The organism is Pseudomonas sp. Irchel 3E19, from assembly GCF_900187585.1.
GTDB classification, from domain to species: Bacteria; Pseudomonadota; Gammaproteobacteria; order Pseudomonadales; family Pseudomonadaceae; genus Aquipseudomonas; species Aquipseudomonas baetica.
Genome location: NZ_FYDT01000041.1, coordinates 1 through 16,974 on the forward strand (window position 1 = coordinate 1; position 16,974 = coordinate 16,974).

General features: G+C 58.8%; 18 protein-coding genes. 8 read left to right on the plus strand and 10 right to left on the minus strand.

Annotated features, from left to right (window positions below; all coding sequences use genetic code 11):
* Positions 1-337 precede the first annotated feature (337 nt).
* Positions 338-532, plus strand: coding sequence for a hypothetical protein (locus tag CKW18_RS22025; protein ID WP_016984641.1), 195 nt, complete (start codon positions 338-340; stop codon positions 530-532).
* A gap of 102 nt (positions 533-634) precedes the next feature.
* The gene (locus tag CKW18_RS22030) at positions 635-817 is read left to right on the plus strand and encodes a hypothetical protein (protein WP_095190737.1); all 183 of its coding nucleotides are present in this window, start codon (positions 635-637) and stop codon (positions 815-817) included.
* Here the strand turns inward: CKW18_RS22030 and CKW18_RS22035 are convergent.
* The gene (locus CKW18_RS22035; protein ID WP_095190738.1) at positions 814-1,875 is read right to left on the minus strand and encodes an AI-2E family transporter; all 1,062 of its coding nucleotides are present in this window, start codon (positions 1,873-1,875) and stop codon (positions 814-816) included. The genes CKW18_RS22030 and CKW18_RS22035 overlap by 4 nt on opposite strands.
* 263 nt (positions 1,876-2,138) lie before the next feature.
* Here CKW18_RS22035 and yegQ point away from each other — a divergent pair, with 263 nt between their 5' ends.
* A complete protein-coding gene (gene yegQ, locus CKW18_RS22040; protein WP_095190739.1) occupies positions 2,139-3,470 on the plus strand; it encodes a tRNA 5-hydroxyuridine modification protein YegQ in 1,332 nt (443 codons plus the stop codon).
* A 118-nt stretch (positions 3,471-3,588) separates the two neighbouring features.
* Here the strand turns inward: yegQ and CKW18_RS22045 are convergent, their stop codons facing one another.
* Entirely contained in the window at positions 3,589-3,819 is a 231-nt protein-coding gene (locus CKW18_RS22045) for a hypothetical protein (protein WP_095190740.1), read from the minus strand.
* Between the two features lie 92 nt (positions 3,820-3,911).
* Positions 3,912-4,625 carry a FadR/GntR family transcriptional regulator gene (locus CKW18_RS22050; protein ID WP_095190741.1) on the minus strand — a complete coding sequence of 238 codons (714 nt, stop codon included), beginning with the start codon at positions 4,623-4,625 and terminating at the stop codon, positions 3,912-3,914.
* Positions 4,626-4,979: 354 nt separating this feature from the next.
* On the opposite strand from CKW18_RS22050, the gene CKW18_RS22055 reads away from it, so the two are divergent.
* Together CKW18_RS22055 and gudD are read left to right on the plus strand one after the other, a co-directional pair.
* Complete coding sequence (locus tag CKW18_RS22055) at positions 4,980-6,326, plus strand: MFS transporter (protein ID WP_095190742.1); 1,347 nt, start codon at positions 4,980-4,982, stop codon at positions 6,324-6,326.
* A 25-nt stretch (positions 6,327-6,351) separates the two neighbouring features.
* Entirely contained in the window at positions 6,352-7,695 is a 1,344-nt protein-coding gene (gudD, locus tag CKW18_RS22060; RefSeq protein WP_095190743.1) for a glucarate dehydratase, read from the plus strand.
* Positions 7,696-7,825: 130 nt separating this feature from the next.
* Here gudD and CKW18_RS22065 read toward each other — a convergent pair whose 3' ends face one another.
* A complete protein-coding gene (locus tag CKW18_RS22065; protein ID WP_095190744.1) occupies positions 7,826-8,698 on the minus strand; it encodes a LysR family transcriptional regulator in 873 nt (290 codons plus the stop codon).
* Between the two features lie 160 nt (positions 8,699-8,858).
* Between CKW18_RS22065 and ampC the strand changes: the two genes are divergently transcribed.
* On the plus strand, positions 8,859-10,025 hold the full coding sequence (ampC, locus tag CKW18_RS22070) for a class C beta-lactamase (RefSeq protein WP_095190745.1): 1,167 nt from the start codon (positions 8,859-8,861) through the stop codon (positions 10,023-10,025).
* 101 nt (positions 10,026-10,126) lie between these two features.
* Here ampC and CKW18_RS22075 read toward each other — a convergent pair whose 3' ends face one another.
* Together CKW18_RS22075 and CKW18_RS22080 are read right to left on the minus strand one after the other, a co-directional pair.
* Positions 10,127-10,393: a hypothetical protein gene (locus CKW18_RS22075; protein WP_095190746.1), complete on the minus strand. Its 267-nt coding sequence runs from the start codon at positions 10,391-10,393 to the stop codon at positions 10,127-10,129.
* 16 nt (positions 10,394-10,409) lie between these two features.
* Positions 10,410-10,739 (minus strand): DUF6124 family protein, encoded by a 330-nt coding sequence (locus CKW18_RS22080; RefSeq protein WP_095190747.1) that lies wholly within the window; start codon positions 10,737-10,739, stop codon positions 10,410-10,412.
* Between the two features lie 484 nt (positions 10,740-11,223).
* On the opposite strand from CKW18_RS22080, the gene CKW18_RS22085 reads away from it, so the two are divergent.
* The gene (locus CKW18_RS22085) at positions 11,224-12,357 is read left to right on the plus strand and encodes an AAA family ATPase (protein ID WP_095190748.1); all 1,134 of its coding nucleotides are present in this window, start codon (positions 11,224-11,226) and stop codon (positions 12,355-12,357) included.
* Positions 12,358-12,462: 105 nt separating this feature from the next.
* Here the strand turns inward: CKW18_RS22085 and CKW18_RS22090 are convergent, their stop codons facing one another.
* Complete coding sequence (locus CKW18_RS22090; RefSeq protein WP_095190749.1) at positions 12,463-13,032, minus strand: DUF4174 domain-containing protein; 570 nt, start codon at positions 13,030-13,032, stop codon at positions 12,463-12,465.
* Positions 13,033-13,239: 207 nt separating this feature from the next.
* On the opposite strand from CKW18_RS22090, the gene CKW18_RS22095 reads away from it, so the two are divergent.
* Positions 13,240-13,710 carry a GNAT family N-acetyltransferase gene (locus tag CKW18_RS22095; protein ID WP_095190750.1) on the plus strand — a complete coding sequence of 157 codons (471 nt, stop codon included), beginning with the start codon at positions 13,240-13,242 and terminating at the stop codon, positions 13,708-13,710.
* Positions 13,711-13,784: 74 nt separating this feature from the next.
* On the opposite strand, the gene CKW18_RS22100 is transcribed toward CKW18_RS22095, so the two are convergent.
* The 3 genes from CKW18_RS22100 to CKW18_RS22115 form a co-directional block, all read right to left on the minus strand.
* Positions 13,785-14,570 (minus strand): sulfite exporter TauE/SafE family protein, encoded by a 786-nt coding sequence (locus CKW18_RS22100; protein ID WP_095190751.1) that lies wholly within the window; start codon positions 14,568-14,570, stop codon positions 13,785-13,787.
* 222 nt (positions 14,571-14,792) lie between these two features.
* The gene (locus tag CKW18_RS22110) at positions 14,793-16,007 is read right to left on the minus strand and encodes an MFS transporter (RefSeq protein ID WP_095190752.1); all 1,215 of its coding nucleotides are present in this window, start codon (positions 16,005-16,007) and stop codon (positions 14,793-14,795) included.
* 176 nt (positions 16,008-16,183) lie between these two features.
* Complete coding sequence (locus tag CKW18_RS22115; RefSeq protein WP_095190753.1) at positions 16,184-16,933, minus strand: hypothetical protein; 750 nt, start codon at positions 16,931-16,933, stop codon at positions 16,184-16,186.
* Positions 16,934-16,974: the final 41 nt, after the last annotated feature.

Genomic DNA, 16,974 nt, shown 5'->3' on the forward strand with positions numbered 1-16,974 from the left:
TGAAAAGGTCGCCGAGGTCGAGCAAGTCCTGTTGAACAGACATAAAAAATCCGATGCCAGAGATCTGACATCGGATTTTCGAAGAAGCCCGGCGAGGATTCAAATGCTTAAGTGAACAGCATTACGCTATTGAGCGGGGCTTTTTTATGACCGTCGGTCGGCCAGCGTCTGAAAAAACCTCGCCAAGGTCGCTGCGAGGACAGTTTCAACAGCTAAAGTCGGCATGATGGATTTGACCGTTGGGGGCCAAACATTAAACGGTCATCTTTTTGTCATGACGGAACCGCAATCTGAATCCGTCCGTAAACAACAGGTTGATAACAACAAGGACGACCCTATGCCTACACAAAACCCGCACCGCATCGTCGGGCTCTGCACCTCCAGCAAGGTGTACAGCGCGCTGACCGAACTCAAGCACCTTGAAGGCCACCGTTGCGCCAAGTTTCTTTCGCTATTGGCGGAAAACCTTGTGCACAAGGGCTTGCTCAATGAGCGTGAAGTCATGCACATGCTCGATCAAGTGGTCGATTGAAACACCCCTCACTGTTATCAATGACCACTATCGAAAGCGTTGATTGTCCCTGAGAGCGACGAATCCCTAAGGTAGCCCCATCGTTAGATGGAGGTATGTGTCATGGCTCAGGTTCAAATCATGTCGGTCATCGGCAGCGCCGTTCCCGCACCACTCAGAGAGCTGGGATTGCTCGCCTGTTGGTACGTGGTGCGTGACGGCGAGGCGATCAGCGGCCCCCTCACCTCGCTGCCAGCGGCGCAGGCCTTGTCGCAACAGTTCATCAGTGCGCCGTTTCACGCCTAGGGCAGTTGCACCTTGGGCTTGGTCTCGACGAACAGCGCCCAGCTGGACATGAACAGCGCAGCGATCAGCGGCCCGATCACAAACCCGTTGAGGCCGAACACCGCCAGCCCGCCGAGAGTCGAGATCAGGATCATGTAATCGGGCATGCGCGTGTCCTTGCCCACCAGAATCGGGCGCAGCACGTTGTCCACCAGGCCGATCACAAACACCCCGAACAAGCCCAGCACCACGCCCTGCCAGATCATCCCGCTGAGCAGGAAGTAGACCGCGACCGGCGCCCAGACAATCCCCGCACCCACCGCCGGCAACAGCGACAGAAACGCCATCAACACCGCCCACAGCAACGCGCTGGGGATGTCGAGAAACCAGAAAATCGCTCCACCCAAAGCACCCTGCGTGATCGCCACGACCAGGTTGCCCTTGACCGTCGCCCGTACCACCCGGTTGAACTTCAGTTGCAAACGGCGCTTGTGGTTCTCCTCCAGCGGTACGGCGGTGCGCACCTTGCGCGCCAGTTCCGCACCGTCGCGCAGAAAGAAAAACAGCAGATACAGCATGATGAAAAAACTCACCACAAACTCGAACGTACCCTGGCCAAAACTGAACGCCTGGCTCGCCAGCACCTGACTGCCCTGCATCGCCGCTTTGACGATTTTTTCGCGGACCCCGTTGAGTTCACCCATGCCGAAGCGGTCGAGCAAATGCTGAAAGTACTGCGGCAGGCTGTGTTTGAACTGCGCCAGATAGGCTGCAATGTCCAGCTTGCCGCTTTCGATATTGGTGTAGACGGTCGCGCCTTCCTGCACCAGCAACACGCTGAGGATGATCACCGGCAAAATCGCGATCACCAGACAGGTACCCAACGTACACAGCGCCGTCAGGTTGCGTTGCCAGCCGAATTTCGCCTGCAAGCGTCGCTGCATCGGCGCAAACAGAATGCCGAGAATCACCGCCCAGAACACCGCGCCGTAGAACGGCAGCAGAATCCAGATGAAGGCCACCGTGACCAGCACCAGCAGCACCGTCAGGGATTTGAATTGAAGACTTTTTACGTTCATGTCCGGTCCATGTCATTCAGGCGTCAAGCACGCCCCGGTGCTTAGTCCGCCGCAGCGTGCGCGAGTGCCATCTTTATTCATGGAGCATAGTTGCGGATCGGCGCGAGCCAGACAGCGAACGAGCAATTGCACGATTTGCGCGGCGGTAACGACATTGCCGGTTTCTACACGGATCAACCTCAAACCACCCAAACGTAGATCCAGATCAATAAAGCCGGCTGGCAATCTCACTACGCTGCCGCGCTTTTGCGACCGATGCCGCCATGATCCCCACCACCACCCTCGCCACCCCCGAACTGCTTGCCCCCGCAGGCACTTTGAAAAACATGCGTTACGCCTTCGCTTATGGCGCCGATGCGGTCTACGCCGGTCAGCCGCGCTACAGCCTGCGAGTGCGCAACAACGAGTTCGACCACGCCAATCTGGCGCTGGGCATTCGCGAGGCACAGGCGCAGGGCAAGCGGTTCTACGTGGTGGTCAACATCGCCCCTCACAACGCCAAACTGAAGACCTTCCTCAAGGACCTGGCACCGGTGATCGAGATGGCACCGGACGCGCTGATCATGTCCGACCCGGGGTTGATCATGCTGGTGCGCCGGCATTTCCCGCAGATGCCGATCCACCTCTCGGTGCAGGCCAACACGGTGAACTGGGCGAGCGTCGAGTTCTGGCAACAACAAGGCCTGAGCCGGATCATCCTGTCGCGCGAACTGTCGCTGGAGGAGATCGGCGAGATCCGCGAGCAAGTACCGGGCATGGAGCTGGAAGTGTTCGTTCACGGCGCACTGTGCATGGCCTACTCCGGGCGCTGTCTGCTGTCGGGTTACATGAACAAGCGCGATGCCAATCAGGGCACCTGCACCAACGCCTGCCGCTGGAAATACTCGGCGCAAGAGGCCACGGAAAACCAGCTCGGCGAAATCGTCCAGACATTCCAGCCCGAACCGACCCTAGGCATCGGTGCCCCGACCAATCAAGTGTTCCTGCTGCAGGAAGCCAACCGCCCCGAAGAGTTGATGCCGGCCTTCGAGGACGAACACGGCACCTACATCATGAATGCCAAGGATCTGCGCGCGGTGCAGCATGTCGAACGCCTGACCCGGATGGGCGTGCATTCATTGAAGATCGAGGGCCGGACCAAATCGCACTTCTATTGCGCACGTACCACCCAAGTGTATCGCCGGGCGATTGATGATGCGGTGGCGGGACGGGAGTTTGATCGCAGCCTGATGACTGATCTCGAATCACTGGCCCAACGCGGTTACACCGAAGGCTTTCTGCGCCGTCATGTACATGACGAGTACCAGAACTACTTGAACGGCAGCTCGGTGTCGGAGCGTCAGCAGTTTGTCGGCGAGTTGACCGGCGAGCGGCGCGATCGCTTGGCCGAGGTCAAGGTGAAGAACCGCTTTGCCCTGGGTGATCATCTGGAGTTGATGACGCCCAAGGGCAATTTCCACTTTGACCTGCATGACTTGCAGAACCTCAAGGGCGAAGCGATCGAGGTGGCGCCGGGGGATGGGCATACGGTTTACTTGCCGATTCCGGATGCGGTGGATTTGCGGTTCGGGTTGTTGATGCGGGATTTGGGCTGAGGCCGCCTTCGCGAGCAAGCCCGCTCCCACATTGGATTTGTGTCGTATCTGAATCCAGTGTGGGAGCGGGCTTGCTCGCGAAGAGGCCAGGACAGCCAACACATCCATCCAATGCCTGTCAGCGCCGATCATCCGACAACGGCGTCGGCTCATCCGCCGGTGGCACGTCGTCAGCCGCTGGCGGATCCTTCCAGTCATCCGGCCGCTCAGCATCACTCAGAGGATCATGCCCGGGGCTCATCCCCGGCGGCGCATCGTGATCCGCCAGCGTTGGCTCATCCGTGCCCGGCATCGGGCGGGTTGGGTCGGTAGGCAACACACCACCCTGAAACAGCAAATCATTAGCCATGACGCACCTCACCAAGGAGGTCCGGAATACCCGGGCCATACAACTTGGAAGCGAGCGTGCGCGCAGCGTGCTATCGACCAGACCAACGGCGATCAGCCCTGCGCACTGAATCGATCTCGGCTGTTGGTCAAATGCAGCCACATGGCAGCACGCGCCGCATCCGCATCCTGACGCTTGATCGCATTCAGAATCGCCTCGTGCTCCAGATTGGCCAGTTGCCCCAGCTTGCTCAAATCCGCCGCCCCGCGTTCGACCGCGTTGACCCGGGTGCGTGGAATCATCGCACTGCCCAGGTGCTGCATGATCTCGCTGAAACAGACATTGCCGGTGGCCTCGGCGATCAGCAGATGAAAGCGTCGATCGGCCTCGACGCAGCTGTCGTTGTTGGCCAGCAGGCGTTGATAGTCATCCAGTGCCTGACGCATCTGCAGCAATTGCTGTTCGGTACGCCGTTGCGCCGCCAGCGCCGCTGCTTGCGTCTCCAGGCCCATGCGCAACTCGAGAATGCTGCGCACCCCCAGCGCCGTATCCACATTCAGCCGTAGCCCCTGCTCCGGCGCCCGCTCAATCACAAACGTGCCGATGCCGTGACGTGTCTCCACCAACCCCGACGCCTGCAATTTGGAGATCGCCTCGCGCACCACCGTGCGGCTGACACCGTGCTCCTGAACGATGGAATTCTCCGACGGCAGCTTGTCGCCGGGTGATAGCTGCCCGAGCAGGATGCTCTGCGTGAGTTTTTCCACCAGGTCGTGGGCCAGGTTGTGCGAGCGTTTGCGGGCGGGGGCGTCGAGGTCTTCTTGCATGGTTTATTCCGCTGTCGAGACTTGCCGATCGTAGCATTGCGACGGGCGACGGAGTCGAACGATTTGGCGCTTGATCAGCCACCAACTTGTATGACAACACGAAAATCAGTGGATGTCAGGGCCTTCATCCTTCCATCATCAGCAATGTCTGCTGGGCAGCACAAACGGTTCACGACCGCCTAAATACCCAGCATTCATTGAATAGGCCCGCAGGAAACTATGAAAAAAAGCCCATCTACAGAAAATAATCAGCTCTACCCACTTGTAGGACAAAAAAATCAGGTTGTATGATGTCTATCAACAACGCAGTAAGCGCCGTACCCCGCATAAAAATAATCAGTGGGAGAAAACCAAGTGAAAACCTCCGTCTCCGGGATGAATGAGGCCGTTGATTCAACGCTCGCCTGCGCCATCTCGAAAGTGAAACGCCACGTCCTGCCGCTTTTCGTGATCATGTTCATCGTCAATTACATTGACCGGGTGAACATCGGCTTCGTCCGCACCCACATGGAACACGATCTGGGCATCGGTGCCGCCGCTTACGGCTTCGGCGCCGGTCTGTTCTTCATCGGCTACGCGCTGTTCGAAGTCCCCTCCAACATGCTCTTGCAGAAAGTCGGTGCACGCATCTGGCTGACCCGCATCATGTTCACCTGGGGCCTGGTTGCCGCCGGCATGGCGTTCATCCAGAACGAAACCCACTTCTACATCCTGCGTTTTCTGCTCGGCGTCGCCGAGGCCGGGTTCTTTCCTGGCGTGATCTACTACTTCACCCGTTGGTTGCCAGGTGTTGAACGCGGTAAAGCCATTGCGATCTTCCTCAGTGGTTCAGCCGTGGCCTCGTTGATCTCCGGCCCGCTGTCCGGCCTGCTTCTGCAAATCAACGGGCTGGGCATGCACGGCTGGCAATGGATGTACTTCATTGAAGGGATGTTCTCGGTGGGTCTGTGCGTGTTCGTCTGGTTCTGGCTCGACGCCAAACCCCACGATGCGAAATGGCTGACCCGCGCCGAACAGGACGCCTTGGTCAACGCCATCGACGACGAGCAAAAGGCCCGCGAAGCCGCCACACCGATCCGGCCATCGATAGGCAAACTGCTCAAGGACCGGCAAATCATCCTGTTCTGCCTGATCTACTTCTTCATTCAACTGACGATCTACGCCGCGACCTTCTGGCTGCCGAGCATCATCAAGAAAATGGGCGAGATGAGCGACTTCCAGGTCGGCCTGTTCAACTCGATTCCGTGGCTGCTGTCGATTATCGGCATGTACGCCTTCGCCACGTTCTCGGCCAAGTGGAAACACCAGCAAGCGTGGGTCGCCACCGCGCTGCTGATTGCGGCGGCGGGGATGTTCATGTCCACCACTGGCGGGCCGATCTTCGCTTTTGTCGCAATCTGCTTTGCGGCGCTGGGGTTCAAATCCGCGTCGTCGCTGTTCTGGCCGATTCCTCAGGCGTATCTGGATGCGCGGATCGCCGCAGCGGTGATCGCGCTGATCAATTCGGTCGGCAACCTCGGCGGTTTCGTCGCGCCGACCACCTTCGGTCTGCTCGAAGAACACACCGGCTCGATTCAGGGCGGCCTCTACGGCTTGGCGGCGACTTCGATCATCGCCGCGATCATCGTGTTCTTCGCCCGCACCACAGCGAAACCCGCAACAGTTGCCGTCGTGGCCGAAGCCACGCCGAAGCACGCCTGACTTCCCGTTTCCGAGGATAAAAACAATGCACGCAAACGACACCGCCAAAGCCCCGATCATCACCGCCATGCACGTCATCCCGGTGGCCGGCCATGACGGCATGCTGCTCAACCTGAGCGGCGCCCACGGGCCATTCTTCACGCGCAATATCGTCATCCTCAAGGACAACGCCGGCCACACCGGTGTCGGTGAGGTGCCCGGCGGCGAACGCATTCGCCAGACCCTGGAAGATGCACGCAGTCTGGTGATCGGCAGCGCGATCGGCACGTATCAGAAGATCCTCAATCAGGTGCGCCAGACCTTCGCCGACCGCGATGCCGGCGGTCGTGGCCTGCAAACCTTCGACCTGCGCATCACCATTCACGCGGTCACCGGTCTGGAAGCCGCCCTGCTCGATCTGCTCGGCCAGCACCTCGACGTGCCAGTCGCGGCGCTGCTCGGCGAAGGACAGCAACGCGATGAAGTGAAGATGCTCGGCTATCTGTTCTACGTCGGCGACCAACGCGAAACCGACCTCGCCTATCGCAGCGAGCCGGACGCCGAAAATGACTGGTTTCGCGTGCGTCACGAAAAGGCCATGAGCGCCGAATCGGTGGTGCGCCTCGCCGAAGCCGCTCACGCCAAATACGGCTTCAAGGACTTCAAACTCAAAGGCGGCGTGCTCAGCGGCGATGCAGAAATCGAAGCGGTGACGGCCTTGGCCGAACGCTTCCCTGATGCACGCATCACCCTCGACCCGAATGGCGCATGGTCACTGAAAGAAGCGATCCGTTTGTGCCGCGATCAGCATCACGTTCTGGCTTACGCGGAAGATCCGTGCGGGGCTGAAAACGGTTATTCGGGCCGTGAAGTCATGGCCGAATTCCGCCGTGCCACCGGGCTGAAAACCGCCACCAACATGATCGCCACCGACTGGCGCGAGATGGGCCACGCGATCCAGTTGCAATCAGTGGACATCCCGCTGGCCGATCCGCACTTCTGGACCATGCAAGGTTCGGTGCGCGTGGCGCAGATGTGCCATGAGTGGGGGCTGACCTGGGGCTCGCATTCCAACAATCACTTCGATATTTCCCTGGCCATGTTCACCCACGTCGCCGCCGCTGCCCCCGGCGACATCACCGCCATCGACACCCACTGGATCTGGCAGGACGGCCAGCGCCTGACCAAGGCACCGCTGCAAATCGTCGACGGCTGCGTGCAGGTGCCGAAGAAACCGGGACTGGGTGTCGAGTTGGACATGGATCAGGTGGCCAAGGCTCACGAACTCTATAAAGGCATGGGCCTGGGCGCGCGGGATGACAGCGTGGCGATGCAGTTTCTGATTCCGGGGTGGACGTTCGATAACAAGCGGCCGTGTCTGGTGCGCTGAACCTGATCTTCAATCCACCACTGTCCCCTGTGGGAGCGAGCCTGCTCGCGAAGGCGGTATAACAGCCAACACTTCTGTCGACTGACACACCGTTTTCGCGAGCAGGCTCGCTCCCACAGAGGGCTCTGTATTAACCAGAGATTTGTAGCAACCATTCCTTGAACGCCAGCATCGCCGCCGTCTCCGGCCGCGACTGCAATCGCGTCAGCCAGTAACTGCCCGTGGTGATCTCGATCGCAAACGGCTGACAAATCGCCTCTGCCGCCAGTTGCCGGGCGAACATCAGCGGCGGCGCCAACGCCACGCCGCCGCCCTGCAATGCCGCCTCCATCATCGCCAGCGACGAGTCGAAGACGATACTCTGCGGCGGTGCTGCCTGCGTCGCCATGCCCGCTGCCTGAAACCACTCCGGCCACTCATCGGTGCGGTAAGAACGCAGCAGCGTTTGCTGCAACAAATCGCCCGGTACGTGCAATTGCCGGGCAATCTCCGGGACGCATAACACCGACAGCGGCGCGTCGAGCACGCGGATTGCCTCAATGCCGTGCCACGCCCCGGCGCCAAACCGGATCGCGTAGTCCAACCCTTCGGCAGCGACATCCACGCGATTGTTATTGGTCGACAGCCGTAAATCTATGAGCGGATGTTTCGCCCGAAAGTCCGCCAGCCTCGGCAACAACCACCCCACGGCGAAGGTGCCCACCGCGCCCACGGTCAACATCTCGCGATGCTGTCCGCCAGCGAGGCGTTCGAGAATCTGCGCGATGTGATCAAACGAGGTGCTCAACACCGGCAGCAAAGTTTCGCCTTCACTGGTCAGCATCAACCCGCGGGGCAGACGTTTGAACAGGGTGACGTTGAGCTGCGCTTCAAGACTTTTGACCTGATGACTGACGGCAGCCTGGGTCACGCACAACTCCACGGCAGCGCGGGTGAAGCTCAAATGACGCGCCGACGCCTCGAAAGCACGCAGTGCGTTGAGCGGCAATTGTGGTCGAATCATGCCCTGCCCCAAATTTTTCTAATGGCTCATCCGAGATTTCATCGTTTGTCGACGAGGGCCAGACTGCCTAAATTGTCGGCGCTGATCAGCCGCCCAACATTACAATTGCCCGCAGTCTAGCGGGATAACACCCTCAACACTCATGGACAGTGGTTCATCTATGTCATTCATCAATTCGAGCAAAGTCATTTCCTATAGTGCTTTCGGCCTGGTCTTCGGCGCCAGCGCCTGCATGGCCGCACCGCAAACCGAGCAACAGCTGCAAGCACTGGTCAAAGGCGCCGTCACGCCGGTGATGCAACAGCAGAACATCCCCGGGCTGGCCGTTGCCCTCACCATCAACGGCAAGCAGCATTACTTTAACTACGGCGTCGCCGCGAAAGACACCGGGCAAAAGGTCAGCGAAAACACCTTGTTCGAAATCGGCTCGGTGAGCAAAACCTTCACCGCGACACTCGCCGGTTACGCTCAAGCCACCGGTAAACTGGATCTGTCGACCAAGGCCAGCAAGCTTTGGCCACAACTCAAAGGCAGCGCCTTCGACAACATCAGCGTGTTGCAACTGGGTACTTACAGCGCCGGCGGCTTGCCGCTGCAATTCCCCGCCGAGGCGGATTCGGCGGACAAGATGCTCGGCTATTACCAACAGTGGAAACCGGATTATCCGGCGGGCAGCCATCGCCTGTATTCCAATCCGAGCCTCGGGTTGTTCGGCTATCTGACGGCGAAAAGTCTGGGCCAGCCGTTTGATCAGGCCATGAGCGAAACCCTGCTGCCGCAACTGGGCCTCAAGCACACTTTCATCAAGGTGCCCGCTTCCGAAGCCAAGCTGTACGCCCAGGGTTACGACAAGCAAGACCAACCGGTTCGGGTCAGCCCGGGCGCACTGGATTCCGAAGCCTACGGCATCAAGACCAGCGCGGCGGATCTGCTGCGTTACGTCGAGGCCAACCTCAAACCGGCCAGCCTTGAAGCGCCGCTGCAAAAAGCCATCGCCGCGACCCACACCGGTTACTACACCGTTGGCGACATGACCCAAGGCCTGGGCTGGGAACGTTATGCCTACCCGATCAGCCTCGACCGCTTGCTGGCCGGTAACTCGACGCCAATGGCCATGGAAGCGCACAAGGCTGAGTGGCTGACCCCGCCACAGCCTGAACCGGCCAATGTGCTCTACAACAAAACCGGATCGACCGGTGGTTTCGGCGCGTATGTGGCGTTTGTGCCGTCGAAGGATCTGGGCATCGTGATCCTGGCGAACAAGAATTACCCGAATGCGGAACGGGTGAAGATTGCGCATGAGATTTTCAGTCAGTTGACCGAATAAAGATCAAAAGATCGCAGCCTGCGGCAGCTCCTACAGGATCGGGTTTTCACTCGGTCAATGTAGGAGCTGCCGCAGGCTGCGATCTTTTTTCGTTTCAGCGCTTAAAGCTGCGCCTTCAAGCGCCACCCGATGACATCCATCAAGTCACAGCTATCGCGCAACGGAATCGCCAGCACCCGGGCGAAATCCTGCAACAGCAATGCATCGTGTCCCTTGCCCTCGTCCAGCGAAAGGCTCTCCATCAGCTGCGTCACACAGCGCAAGCGGTACGCCGCTGTGCCGTGCAACACGTCAATGGGGGCTTCGCTGTCGATCAGCAGACAGGGGATTTTGCAGTCAATCCCGGTGATCGGTATGTAACGCGCCATGGATGAACCTCCCTGTTCAATATTGAGTCGCGGCTGGCGGCGGATCGAGATTGTCCAGCGCACGGTTGACCAGCAATTCGCCGACCACCGCTAATTGCTGAATCGACAGGGCAAGGCTGCGCTGCGAATCGTCCAGTTTGCAGGCCATGTCGGTGGTCAGGACGTTGAGAGAAGCGAGGGTTTCGCAGGCGTGGGTCAGTAGCGTGGGGGTATCAATATCGGGGCGGATGGTGAAGATGTAGCTCACGGGATCGGGGTGATGCGGATGGCGCAGGCGTGTGTTGTGGGAGTCGAAGGTTCCTGAATCGGTTGAGGATTCAGGGGGATTCGGTGTGTGTTTTTTCATGAGTTAAGACCTCAGTACATTGAAGAAAAAACTGCCGAACTCACTTCCACGAGAGGGTGGCAGCTTTGCGCAGGTGTGGAAGTCCGGGGAGGTCGAGAAAAACCCGGTGCACTCGAGAGTGCTCCTGCGCATAGCTGCCATAAGCAAACAATGTTGGCATAAAAAACACCAATATGTGTTCACAGGCGCACATGCGCTCACGACCAACCCGGACTTCCACATCCGACCACTGTTTATTTCAGTGGCCAAAGAAGGTTATCCCTCGGCCTCAAAGCGCACCAGTTCACCAACGCCGCCGCGACTTGCAGGAAATATCCGCGGTAGACGCAGGCCTTTGCCTCAGACATTTCCGTAGGAATATGCTGCAACGAATTTTGAGGAGCGACTGAATTTTTTGTATCTAAATTGCGGCGGATCAAGTTGCTGGGGAAGAACATAATGCGCGCCAGTACACTCAAACCGACCACCCCCATAGGGCGTTGCAATGGACATCAAAAGTTTCAAACTCTCCAATGTCGGTCGATTCTCCGATTTAGACATGCTGTTTGCCCCTACCAAGACACACCAGTCGAATATCACGGTTCTATTGGGAAGTAACGGGGTCGGGAAATCCACGGTTCTGAAATCGCTGAACATTTGCCTGAGCTGGTTGATCGCCAGAATTCGTTCCAATTCAGGCAATGGCAAACGCCTTATCAATGAAGACATCCGAATGGGCGCCACTGGAGCCGTCATTTCGATTGGCGTCACAGACCAAACACACCCACGAGCAAAGATCCTCAATACCGATTCCGAAAACGAATTGTTCGTATGGGGTATTGCCCGCAGGCGAGACGGACTGGAGTCTTCTGCACATAGCTCTCTAACCGAAGTAAGGCTTCTTGCAGACCACTACCGCAGCCAACTGACTGCCAAAGACAGTGCCTCACTGCCATTGATTGTCTATTACCCAGTCGAACGAAATGTTCTAGAGATTGCGCTGAAAACGCCCAGCAAGATCGCCTTCGACCAAATCGACGGTTACGACAACACCTTCAACGGTGGCGCCGATTTTTGCCGATTCTTCGAATGGTTTCGCGACCGCGAGGACAGCGAAAACGAGGACAGTATTTCCGACCGTGTATTGGTAGAGGTATCGGAAAAGTTTGGTACAGACAGCGATGCATGGAAAACCCTCGCCAGCGTGAAAGCCTCCTCCCGAGACCGTCAGTTGACAGCCGTTCGCTCGGCCATCACTGCTTTCATGCCGGGTTTCGCCAACTTACGGGTACAACGCAAACCCCACCTGCACATGGTTATCGACAAACACGGAGAAACACTCAATGTTGCCCTGCTCTCGCAAGGCGAAAAGTCTCTGATGGCGCTGGTCGGCGACATTGCGCGGCGCCTGGCGATGATGAATCCATCAATGACCAACCCACTGTATGGCGACGGCATCGTTCTTATTGACGAAGTCGAACTGCACTTTCCCCTCGAATGGCAACACTGCCTGATCCAGCGATTGGGCGAGTCTTTCCCCAATTGCCAATTCGTTTTGACGACGCATTCCCCATTAGTCATCAGAGACGGCAAAGATGTACTGATTTACAAGCTTGAAGACATCCATCCCCACGACTAAAAAAACTATTCAGTTCAGAGGCAATCAGTGAACCTGACTATGGCGCTGATAACAAAAATGGGCGACCTGCAGAGGTCGCCCATTTTTTTGATTCAGGCCATGCCATCAATCATCCGGCATTTCCGGCGGCTTGGCCGGTTTCGCAGGTTTGCTCGGCTTGGCGCCCTTCGCCCCTTTAGCCGGTTCAGGCTCGGCGGCTGCCGGGGCCTGAGCGGCGGCTGCAGCGGCCGCTTCCTTCTCGGCCATTGGCATGGCGTCGATGGTCTCGAAGATTTTCTTCAGGTCCACCGATTTCGCCTCATCCCCCGACGCCGAGAGTTTGGTTTCGCCGTCCTTGCCCACCAGGAAGACTTTCGGATAAGCACCGGCCCCCAGCTTCAACGAGCGCAGCAGCGCCATGGTGTCTTGTTGGCCCATGTCCTTGCCGTCGAGCTGGCCGGACATGTTGAGGATGGTGTAAACCTTGATGTTGCGGTCGGCCACACCTTTTTTGTTGGCCGGGTCCTCCAGCGACTTTTTCAGGCTCACCCACACCGGGTCGACGGTGCTTTGCGCGATCACGATCAGCGGTCGGGCGCGGCCCATGTCTGCGGCAATCGGCGAATCGTTGTCAGCGGCGAACAAGGGGCCGGCAATCGCCAGCAAGAGTGTCAGGGTCAGTGACCTGATGAGCATGCGCATCTCCTTTTGATATCCACGCTCTACTGATTGCGCATCGCGGCGATTGTTCCGGGTGTGTCCGGCAAATATGTTTCGCCTTGTCAGAAGCTTAGGTCAGGACCGGCATTGCGCAACCGAACCCGCGCAATCGTAACGACGATTTGATTACCGTGCAGGCGCGCATTAGGGTGGCTGTTCTGCCCACGAAATGGAGTTCAACGCATGCACATCGAATACCTGTGTGATCGCCCCGAATTTGTTGAAGAACTGGCCGAACTCAACTTCAACGAGTGGGGTGAATTGCGCTGCGGCGATACGCTCGAGGCCCGCACCGAACGCATGCGCAAAGCCTGCGGCAAAGGCGCGATTCCCAGCGTAGTGGTGGCGATTGAAGACGGCAGGCTGCTCGGTGGCGCGCTGCTGATCGACAGCGACATGAAAACCCGTCCCGAGCTGACGCCCTGGCTGGCTGGGGTTTATGTGAAGGCAGAGGAACGTGGACGCGGAGTGGCTTCGCAACTGGTCAAGCGGATTGTCGAAGAGGCCAAGGCGTTAGGCGTGCAGACGTTGTATCTGTACACCGATGCGGCGCAATCGCTTTATGCGCGGCTGGGTTGGGAGGTGGTCGAGGAGCTGGTTTACGAAGACTTGCCGGTGACGGTGATGAAATACACCACTCGGAATCCGTCATAACAAATAACCTGTAGGAGCTGCCGATCGCGGCCCGAGCCTTCGGCAGTTCCTAAAGGGGAAATTGTCAGCAGGAATTAAAACGCCAGTTTGTAGCCAATCAGCAACAGCATCGTCGCCAGGCACGGGCGCAGCACTTCATCGGAGATGCGCCCGGTCAGGTGACTGCCAAGCCAGATGCCCGGCAACGAACCCACCAGCAGAAAACCCAAAACGCCCCAATCCATGTTGCCCATGCTCGCGTGGCCGAGGCCTGCGACGAGGGTCAGCGGTACGGCGTGGGCAATTTCAGTGCCGACCAGACGGCGGGTCGGCAGCAGCGGATAGAGGATGAACAGCGCGACGGTGCCGAGGGCGCCAGCGCCAATCGAGGTCAGGGCGACCATGGTGCCGAGGATCAGCCCGGTGATCACGGTCATCACATTGAGCCGCGAACCGCTCGGGTTGTAGTTGCCGCCGGCGCGTTTGTGGGCGAATTCCAGCAGGCGTTTCTTGAAGAAAATAGCCAGCGCCGTGGCGAACAGCACGAAGCCCAGCGCCTGTTTGATGATGGCGTTCATCGCATCCGGCGCGGTGTGCAGGGTGCTGAGGAACCACAAGGTCATCGCCACTGCCGGCACGCTGCCGAGGGTCAGCCAGCCAGTGATGGCCCAGTCGATGTTCTTGTTCTTTCTATGGACGAGCACGCCACTGGATTTGGTGATGGCCGCGTACAACAGGTCGGTGCCCACCGCCGTGGCCGGGTTGATGCCGAACCACAGCAGGATCGGCGTCATCAAGGAACCGCCGCCGACACCGGTCATGCCGACAATAAAACCCACCACCAGCCCGGCAATCACCAGGCCGAAATTTGCCAATTCCATTAAGACGTCCAGAAAAACGACAGGGAAAATCTGGCCCGCAGCATAGCGATTTTTCTTATAACCACATATATCGATGCGGTCTATCGTTATGCCATATAGAACTCACCACCATTCTCCACCTGTGGGAGCGAGCCTGCTCGCGAAGACGTAGTGTCAGTCGACAGATGAGTTGAATGACCCACCGTATTCGCGAGCAGGCTCGCTCCCACAAAGGTTATGGAGTCAGTGCACCCGCCGCCCCGGTTTGAAACTGTGATGGCGGTTGATCCACACCGTGGCGAGGGCAATCAGCGAGAGAATCAGCAGCGCCCACGGAAACGACATCGCCCCCGCCCGATCCAGCAACAACCCACCAAACAACCCGCCACCGGCAATCGCCACGTTCCATGACGTGGTGAGCATCGCCTGCACCACATCAACATGGTCGCCCGCCGAATCCGCCGCCGCTGTCAGCAACAACGTCGCCGAGCCACCAAACGACAATCCCCACACCGCCATGCAGCCATAGATCAGCCACGGCGACGGCGAAATCAGCGCCAATACCAACGCCGTCACGGCAAACACCGCCAGGCTGATCAGCGTCAGCCAGCGCAACCAGCGATCCACCAGCAGACCGATGATCCAGATCCCCACCAGCGAACACAGACCAAACACCAGCAGCACCAGATCAACGCGCTCGGCCAGTCCGGCCTGCATCAGAAACGGTGAGATGTAGGTGTAGAGAATGTTGTGCCCGAGCATCCACGTCAGCACCACAAACAGCACTGGCCGCACGCCCGGCAGGCGCAGGGACTCGAGCAGTGGCAAGCGTTCGGCGCTGGTCTGCCCCGGACGATCCGGCACCGCGATGACGATCCACGCCGCCAGCACCAAGGCCAGTGCCGACATGATCCCGAACGAGGCGCGCCAGCCGATCAGATTGCCTAGCCACGTCCCGGCCGGCGTGCCCAGCGACAACGCCACCGGCGTGCCGAGCATGGCAATCGCCAGCGCCCGCCCCTGTTGATGCACCGGCACGATGCCACGTGCGTAACCGGCCATGATCCCCCACGACAGCCCCGCCGCCATCCCGGCAAGAAAGCGCGAAGCCAGGGTCAGGCCGTAGTGGCTGGAAAACGTGGTGATGGTGTTGAACAGCAGAAAGCCGCCCACCGTCATCAACAGCACCTGCCGCCGTGGCCAGCCGCGTGTTGCGACGGTCAGCGGAATCGCCGCGACAATCGAGCCCAGCGCATACAGCGTCACCAGTTGCCCGGCGAGCACTTCGCTGACGTTGAGCCCGGCGCCAATTTGTGGCAGCAGCCCGGCCGGCAGGGTCTCGGTGAGGATGGCGATGAAGCCGGTCATGGCGAAGGCCAGCAACGCGGCATAGGGCAGTTTGTCCGCGCGGGCGGCGCGGTCGATATGAGTGAAATCGGCGCTTGCGGGGTCGGTCATGACGGGTGCAGCTCCCTTTGGATCAATAGTGGCGATGGATTGTATACAAAACCCCCACTCACAATTTGATCAATGTGGGAGCGAGCCTGCTCGCGAATGCGGTGGATCTGTCAGAAATTCAGCGCCTGGAAGATCGCTTTCGCGAGCAGGCTCGCTCCCACATTGGATCTGCGCACTTACTGCACCGGCAAGAAATTCAAGAACAACAAGCTCTGCGCGTAATTCAGGCCAATCCGCCGGTAACGCTCATCGAGCATTTGCGTAAGCAGATCAAGACGCGCCACGACTTTGCCGAACTCGGTGGCGAAACTCAGGTTGCTGCCCTCCTCCGAAATCTCATTGGAGAACAGCAGCGGCTGGCCTTCCTTGTTCTGGCGCTGGGACAGAATCCACGTGGCTTTTTCGATGTTGCGCGCGGCGTTGTGAACGAACGTCGGGTTGATCGCGTCAGTCATGTAGAACTCGATGCGATTGCCATGGGCGGTCACCAGCATGCTGCCGATGGCATAGATGAACGCGCCGACCCGATCACCGAGAAACTCCGGGCTCATCGCATAACTGAGCGCTGCCAGATCCTTGCGGCCGCCCAGCACCGGCAACGGCTGTTGCTGCTCGATGGCCAGGCGTACCTGTTTCACGGCGGTGTTGATAGTGAGGAAACCGGATTTGCGCAGCTCGTCCGGGTTGCGCAGGTACAGCTTGCCCATCAACCGATAAAGACTGTTGAGGTTGTCGCGCATCGCCAGCGTGGCCATGCGATCAACGCTGGTCTGCAGAAATTCCTGCGGTTGACCGTCACGGATCTGCGCGATGAAACCATTGCCGTCCTGATGCGTGCAGCCGCTGACAAACAGCGACGACAGACAGGCCAGCAACAGACACGGGCGATGAACAACACGGGCGATCAGGTGAAAAGCTCTCGGCATGAATTCTCGAACAGGCACATTCCTGTGCGGCGGGAGTCACC